Source organism: Bacillus sp. m3-13 (assembly GCF_000175075.1).
GTDB lineage: Bacteria > Bacillota > Bacilli > Bacillales > Bacillaceae_I > Sutcliffiella_A > Sutcliffiella_A horikoshii_C.
Genome location: NZ_ACPC01000044.1, coordinates 46,438 through 53,678, shown reverse-complemented (window position 1 = coordinate 53,678; position 7,241 = coordinate 46,438). Strand labels below are relative to the sequence as shown.

The 7,241-nt window shown below is 38.5% G+C and carries 8 protein-coding genes and 1 pseudogene; 3 read left to right on the top strand and 6 right to left on the bottom strand.

Annotated elements, in window-relative coordinates; all coding sequences use genetic code 11:
• Positions 1-319: 319 nt before the first annotated feature.
• Positions 320-1,148: pseudogene (pgoN, locus tag M313_RS23995) on the bottom strand (glyoxal/methylglyoxal reductase).
• Positions 1,149-1,277: 129 nt separating this feature from the next.
• Here pgoN and M313_RS0117965 point away from each other — a divergent pair.
• Positions 1,278-1,619, top strand: a complete 342-nt coding sequence (locus tag M313_RS0117965; RefSeq protein WP_010198446.1) for a hypothetical protein — start codon at positions 1,278-1,280, stop codon at positions 1,617-1,619.
• Between the two features lie 445 nt (positions 1,620-2,064).
• On the opposite strand, the gene wrbA is transcribed toward M313_RS0117965, so the two are convergent.
• From wrbA to M313_RS0117950, 3 genes are all read right to left on the bottom strand, one after another.
• Entirely contained in the window at positions 2,065-2,679 is a 615-nt protein-coding gene (gene wrbA, locus M313_RS0117960) for an NAD(P)H:quinone oxidoreductase (protein WP_010198443.1), read from the bottom strand.
• A gap of 165 nt (positions 2,680-2,844) precedes the next feature.
• Positions 2,845-2,991 carry a putative periplasmic lipoprotein gene (locus tag M313_RS25935; protein WP_010198442.1) on the bottom strand — a complete coding sequence of 49 codons (147 nt, stop codon included), beginning with the start codon at positions 2,989-2,991 and terminating at the stop codon, positions 2,845-2,847.
• A 16-nt stretch (positions 2,992-3,007) separates the two neighbouring features.
• A complete protein-coding gene (locus tag M313_RS0117950) occupies positions 3,008-4,306 on the bottom strand; it encodes a helix-turn-helix domain-containing protein (protein ID WP_010198440.1) in 1,299 nt (432 codons plus the stop codon).
• A 296-nt stretch (positions 4,307-4,602) separates the two neighbouring features.
• On the opposite strand from M313_RS0117950, the gene M313_RS0117940 reads away from it, so the two are divergent.
• On the top strand, positions 4,603-5,121 hold the full coding sequence (locus M313_RS0117940; RefSeq protein WP_010198438.1) for a MerR family transcriptional regulator: 519 nt from the start codon (positions 4,603-4,605) through the stop codon (positions 5,119-5,121).
• A 26-nt stretch (positions 5,122-5,147) separates the two neighbouring features.
• On the opposite strand, the gene yoyC is transcribed toward M313_RS0117940, so the two are convergent.
• Positions 5,148-5,426 carry a protein YoyC gene (gene yoyC / locus M313_RS0117935; protein ID WP_010198437.1) on the bottom strand — a complete coding sequence of 93 codons (279 nt, stop codon included), beginning with the start codon at positions 5,424-5,426 and terminating at the stop codon, positions 5,148-5,150.
• A gap of 114 nt (positions 5,427-5,540) precedes the next feature.
• Between yoyC and M313_RS0117930 the strand changes: the two genes are divergently transcribed.
• Positions 5,541-6,818 (top strand): histidine kinase dimerization/phospho-acceptor domain-containing protein, encoded by a 1,278-nt coding sequence (locus M313_RS0117930; RefSeq protein ID WP_010198436.1) that lies wholly within the window; start codon positions 5,541-5,543, stop codon positions 6,816-6,818.
• A gap of 38 nt (positions 6,819-6,856) precedes the next feature.
• Here M313_RS0117930 and crcB read toward each other — a convergent pair whose 3' ends face one another.
• Positions 6,857-7,234 carry a fluoride efflux transporter CrcB gene (crcB, locus tag M313_RS0117925; protein ID WP_010198435.1) on the bottom strand — a complete coding sequence of 126 codons (378 nt, stop codon included), beginning with the start codon at positions 7,232-7,234 and terminating at the stop codon, positions 6,857-6,859.
• Between the last annotated feature and the right edge of the window lie 7 nt (positions 7,235-7,241).

The following is a 7,241-nucleotide window of genomic DNA, read 5'->3' as shown; positions in this document are numbered from 1 at the left end:
GGAGTCTCCGCCATTTGCTCCAATACACAGCTAGAAATTATGTTAAAGAATCGTCATTAGTACATCAGTAATGTTGGTTAGATAGCTTTTTTGACTAAGATGAATGAAGTAACCTTGTTGATTGGAGTGGAAGGCGCGCAGACGCCCGCGGGAGGAAGGGACAGGTGAGACCCCACAGGTTGCAAGCTGAGGAGGCTCACGGACCGCCCACAGGCCAAGCGAAGCGCCTGGAACGGAAATCACAGATTTTCATACTTTCTCATTAAAAAAGGTGCAGGGCGACGAAGCCCTGCACCTTTTTATTGTTTTAGAGTAGTTATTAAAAATCAAAATTGTCCGGATCCGGACCTACACGTTTGTCTTCATTCAATGCATGAATCTTCTGCATTTCCTCTGCTGACAACTCAAAGTCGAAAATATCCGCATTTTCTTTAATACGGTGCTCTTTCACTGATTTGGGAATGGTCACGACACCATTCTGAAGATCCCATCGAAGAATGACCTGTGCAACAGACTTATTATGGGCATCTGCAATCTCCTTTAAGACATCATTATCCAACAGCTGTCCTTGCATCAATGGAGACCACGCTTCCATTTGGATGCCATTTTCTTTACAGAAATTCAATAGCTCCACCTGGGAAAGCTTTGGATGGTACTCTACTTGATTAACCATTGGTTTTACCTCCGCCACATCCAGAATATCCTGAAGATGATGAATTTGGAAGTTGCTCACCCCCAATGGCACGGACTCTTCCGTCCTTATACAACTTTTCTAATGCTTTCCACGTATCTACATATTTTCCTTTAACAGGCCAGTGTACAAGATATAAGTCCAGATATTCTAAACCTAGCTTTTCCATGCTCTCATCAAAAGCTTTTAATGTAGATTCATATCCTTGATCTGCATTCCAAACTTTAGTTGTGATGAAAAGCTCTTCACGAGGTACATCTGACTCTCTAATCCCTTTTCCTACACCTTCTTCATTTTTGTAAATGGCTGCTGTATCAATGCTTTTATAACCTGCATGGATGGCCATCTTTACAGAGGATTCTACTTCCTGTCCTTCTTCCACTTTAAATACACCAAGACCAAACCAAGGCATTTCTAAGCCATTATGTAGGGTTGTTGTAGACGCTAAACTTTTCATTTTTTTCCACCTTCCTATTTTTTAAGCATACTTTTATTATGTCCCATTACCTTGATTATGCAAATATTTTGCCTAGGTACTCACCGATGAATCTGTCCCGTTATATATATAGTAAAAAGGAGTTTGGTGATGGAGATGTATGACTATATTATGCTCTTGAATTTACTGGCCATTGTTTCCACGACACTTGTGAGTTATGTGTATGTCTCTCAAATGGTGATGCGTAAAGGGGCATTTTTTTTCCATACCGCAATCAGTCTTTCTTTTATCATCCTCATATGGTTTGTCACTACGACAATTTGGTACTTTTTTACCATTAAGGTCGATGGACTCCTTTATATCGGGGGAATGCTTTTTAATATGATGGTAGCGATCTTTTGTTCCACCGTATTTCTTGCTTACTTGTTCGTCCAACGGGCCTATTTCATCAGAAAATACAAAAGAAATAAACAAACCATCCAAAAGGATTAGTGTTTAAAAAACATTTTTTTTTCGGGTTAACTGCCGCTGTTCCCTTCCGCAAATGGCTTCGCTTTCCGCGGGACGGTGCTTGAGCCTCCTCACTTCGTTGCGGGGTCTCAACCTACCGTTACTCCCCCGCTGGAGTCTACGCCATTTGCTCCAATCCACAGCTAGAAATTGGTTAAAAGAATTGTTATTGGTTTGTCAGTTTCTCGTTAGATATCTTTTTTAACCTTAAGTTGAATGAAGTAACCTTGTTGATTGAAGTGGAAGGCGCGCAGACGCCCGCGGGAGGAAGGGACAGGTGAGACCCCACAGGCTGCAAGCCGGAGGAGGCTCACGGACCGCCCGCAGGCAAGCGAAGCGCCTGGAGCGGAAATCAACCGAATTATATACTTTCTTATTCTTAAAGAAAATACCCACCACAAAAGTGACGGGTATTTGTTGTTTTGTTCTATTGCATGCCGTTTTTGATGGCACTCGCGATTTGAAGGGTTCGTTTTGTCTGATGTTTGACCGCTGCACCTACGTCCTCTTTCCAATTACCGTCTTGATCAGCTGTCACACTTGTTCCATAAGGATTTCCGCCTGCTTCAAAAACGGAGTTGTCCGTATAGCCAGGTGCCGCGATAATCACTCCCCAATGGTATAAGGTAGTGTAAAGATTCAAGATAGTTTGTTCTTGGCCTCCGTGAGGATTGCTTGCAGATGTCATGGCACTTGCAACCTTGTTTGCAAGTTTCCCTTCTGCCCAGAGTCCACCTGTTGTATCGAGGAATTGCTTCATCTGTGCAGGAGCAGTTCCATATCTTGTCGGAACACTGAATATATAAGCATCCGCCCATGTCAGGTCATCTAAACTTGCTTCTGGGACGTCTTTTGTTTCCTCTAGATGTTGCTTCCAAGCTGGATTAGAATTAATTGCTTCTTGTGGGGCAAGCTCTGGAACCTTTACCAACTTCACTTCAGCTCCACTTGCCTTTGCTTCCTCTTCTGCTGTTTTTGCCAACTTATAGTTTGTACCTGTTGAACTGTAATAGATAATCGCCAATTTTACATTTGTAGCCATTGTCAAACACTCCTTTTACAAGTTTTAAAGGTTTCTTCATGTTTGCAGTTCGATGATACTATTACCTTCTAACTTATCTTGTACCCATATATCTCGAATTAAAACTTTTCAATATGTTTCTATAAAAAAGACCCCACTCTATTGAGTAAGGTCCATCAAGTAAAATCATCCTTCCGGAATAGGGTCCGGATGTTGATCCTTTGAAGCTAATAAAATTTCCTGCTTTGAATCCACCCCTGCCTCCTGAAACTCCACAGCGCCACAACATACTAAGAAAACCGCCATCACCAATAGAACCAATTGTTTTTTCATATGGCCCATCTCCTCCTTAAAGAAAAGTTTGTTTCTTTAGTTCCTTGTATCCAAGAGAATAGTAATAACTTGCTTTTTTATATTTATAACTGGCTTCAAAATATTGAGCCAGGCGTTCAGCATAGATGATAAGCGGTTCTTTTAAATCCTTCTCCTGAAAATATGGTAACGCTTGCTCCTGAAATATCTGGTCGAATTTCTCATAATTACCTTCAAGAATGCTTTCGTGAATCGAAAAATAATAATGGTATTCCATGACATCCTCTGGGTTGGTTAATAGTTCCTGACCAAGTTTCAGCCATTTTCTGCATTCAGTGAAATCTTGGAGTTTATCATACTCTAGCAATATACAATATATAGAAGTTAGCTTGCTTAATGGTCTATCTTGTTGTTTTAGAAAGTAACTTTTTTCATATTCCTTAATGGCTTCTTCATGATGGCCCTTGATAGAATAAAGTTTCCCAAGATTATGATAGATCAGGGACTGAAGATACATATTATTAAGAGACTCTGAAAGTTTCTGGGCGAGTAAATAACTTTTTTCCGAGCGGTCATATTCTCCAATTCTACGATAACAGATGCCTAATAATACTTGGCACTCTGCGCTTCTTTTGAAATCATAGATGGCTTGGAATTCTTGGAGTGCTTTGGTGGTATATGTGATGCTCAGTGGTTCCTTCATTGTCTGACTATATGTAAGACCAAAGAGATAGTAGAGGTCGGCCTCTTCCGATTTCTCAAGATTGGAATTCCTTTGCAATAGCTGTTCTGCTACCTTCAAGTGTTCAAGTGCCTGAACAAAGTTGTTTCGTCTATACTCGTAAATAGAATAGAATTTTTGAAAATAATAATGCATGTGTATATCAAAAATATCCATGAATTGTTGTAACTTTTCAAGGAGGTCTCTTGATTGATCTATGTTTTTAAGGTAAAGGTGGTAACGTAATTCAAACAGTACAAAATACATATAAGTCTTCGTATTAGTGGATTGAATTTTTTTAGAGAGGCTCTCATATCTGCGCTTAATTTCTTGACTTTCACTTGTAGTCATTAACTTGTACCAAGACATAAGTTCTTGAAAAATCGTATCATCCTGCTGTTCAATCAGGCTGACTTCAAGACGCTCACATAAAAGCCTTAAGACTTCCTCACTTGGCGAAGTTAGGTTATTTTCAATTTTTGAGAGGTAGGATACTGAGATAATTCCTCTTGCAAGATCATCCTGTTTTAATCCTTTTTGTATGCGAAAAAATTTAATCTTACTTCCGATATCCATTTTTGTTGTCTTAACAATTGGTTGTTCGAGATTTATCATATGGATCATTCCTTCGCTTTGTTTTCTATTTTAAATATTCAGATTACTATAAATAAATGACTTGCTCAAAGCGTCTGAACCCTATCTTCCTATTATAAAAGGAAATTATGGTTTTCGTAACCTCTTTTTATAGTTATCTAGGCATATTTCAATAGGAAATTTTTCCTTTATTTGCAGACAAAAGATAAGTTGGTGCGATATTTTAACTATTTTTGCCGAACAACCACTACTTTTGTCTACCTTGGAGGAAGATGCTTATCGATGTGGAAATACATTAATAAAGGGAGTGAGTTTGAATGGAGTTAAAAACACATGAAGTGGCAAAAGAACTAGGTATGGCACCTAGAACCCTACGTAAGTGGGTCCAAAAATACGAAATCCCTTGTCGCAAAAATGATTATGGCCATTATGTTTACGATGAAGAGGCCCTGGCCCGTCTAGAAACACTTAAAGCAAGCGGGGAGGTAGCAGGAGCCATGGACGTTGCCTTTGGCACAGACATCAAAGAAGTACAAGTTGAAAACATGAGTGCACGGAATGAAGATGGTAAAGCATTGGAGCATCGGCTGCAGACCTTGACTGAGAGAGTGAGCAGAACAGAACGAATGGTCCAACAAAAAGCGGATGAGGTGGTATCCTACCAATTACTGCAACAAAGAAAAGAAATAGAAGAGCTTACAAAGAAAGTAGACAGACTAGAAAAGATGTTAGATCAAATGCAAACCCCAATTAAAAAAATAGAGCCCCCACTTATCTTTGACCAACCTCCACAACAAAAGCGCCGCAATGTTTTTCGTTCCATATTTGGATTATAGATGAAGCTGCCATGATACTTGGATGGTCAGCTTTCTTTTTTTATTTCTTCCAAAACAAGAGTAAACTCCTTTATGAGTAATATTTGCTCCGTTGCGTTTAATTTAGACTCTACTATTCGTTTAACAGCTAAATAATATTTATCCATCGGTTGCTTTCTCGTCCTTGGGTGTGTCAGTTCGTCCTTTAACTCTCTTCTTATTGCCTGTTCTAATAATTCCTTTTGATCCCCTCCATCTAGAAACTCCATAGAGCGGTTGTTCCACAAAAGCTTATATGACTCTACTAATCTGCTTTCTTCTTGCATTGCCTTTCCTCCATGTTTCTACATTTTTTTTTAATTTTATAGAATTTTCTTTCAATTTATGGTACTTTGTAAAGGAATAATAGTACATAATGCATCCAGGTAAGGGGTCTCGTAATGAACTTTTTGAAAGATATCTTATTACAACTGTTCTTTTTGGTCGTCCCTCTTCTTCTATACTACACTTTGGTACATAAACAAACTAGTAAGCCTTCGGAGTTTGTCCGTCAACTTGCAGCCTTTTTTTATTGTACCATTTCAGCACTTATGTGTTCGACATTTCCTATCCTAATAGCTAATGACACCCCTTTTTACTTAAGTGGCATACCGGTTATCATGTCCATATTGTATGGTGGATATTTGGCTGGAGGTTTGACGGTCATTGCTTTATTTATCTATCCCTTGATTTCCCCGTCTTCCATTAACTATTTACATGCTTATTTTCTTATCCCTTTTCTATCTGTCTTGCCTTTATTGGTGCAGACGAAGTGGAGGGTGTATCCAAACACTATTAAATACTTATTAATATCAACAATTGCCGCAATCGGAGCAGTATTACATTCCATTACTTTTGTAATTTCAGGCATGGAGATAGTGAGTACAATTAGCACAAGTATCGTGTTTGTTGGGACTACTCTGCTTTTATTCTGCTTAGTTGAGTATTTTTGTGGATTAGAAGAATTACAAAATCAATACAAAAAAATGAAAAAACTCTACCATATCAATACCATTGCTGATGAAGTTGCAAGAGAGTTTCAACAACCGTTAACCATGGTAAAAGGATTTACACAATTGCTCGGAGCAGAACACAACAGGGCAAATAAGGAATATGTTCCCATTATTTTGACGGAGCTAAACCGCGCTGAAAAGATCATTGATTCTTATATTAAACTCGCTAAGACAGAAGCATTTTCTTCAAAGGCACTATCCTCGAAGGAATTACTTGACTTGGTCACTGCAGATATCCAAATGTATGCGAATAATCATCACCTGGATTTTCAAATCAACAGCGAGCGTAACTTAAGGATAAATGGAAACTTGAATCTTCTTGCAGAAGCTATCTCAACCATAATTAAATTTTGTATCCAATCAAATGACGGATCAATGAAAAGTCTCCAGCTTAATCATTACCTGCAGCGAACAGAAGTAATATTCGAACTAGTGATGAAAGATGGAAAAGCGGAGAAAGATCCTATAAAAACATTACTTCACCTGCAAGAAATACGTACAAACGAGGAACATACCCCTCTCTATTCTGCTTATACGATTTTACTGGCTCATGGTGGGGATCTTCATTATAAAAATCAGTGGTTTAAAAAGTCCCTTGTTCTCACATTACCTGCACAAGTAAAAAAAAATAACCTCGTCACCAGAAATGTTATCCGTACAAACTAAAAAAGGAAAACTCGTGATACATAAACGAGTTTTCCTATTTAACTTATAAAATAACCTAGGAGAAATCCAATAATGGAACCAATAATGCTTAAACTTAGATAGATTAAGGCGTGTAGATATTTGTTATCCATTATTAACTGTACAGCTTCCACACTAAAAGTGGAAAACGTCGTAAATGCACCAAAGAAACCTAATCCAAGAAAAACTAACAGTGCGTCGTTATAAAGAGTTTCTGTATTAAAGTTTCCATATAGTAATCCTAGCCCAAAAGAACCTATGATATTTACTATAATCATTGCTATTGGGATGCGCGGGGCTGGAAACTTTTTCATAACAGCCAATCCAAGCAAATATCTGCACAAGGCTCCGCTCCCGCCCCCAACTGCGAGTATTAAAATCAAGGCAGCTTGACTCATATTAACC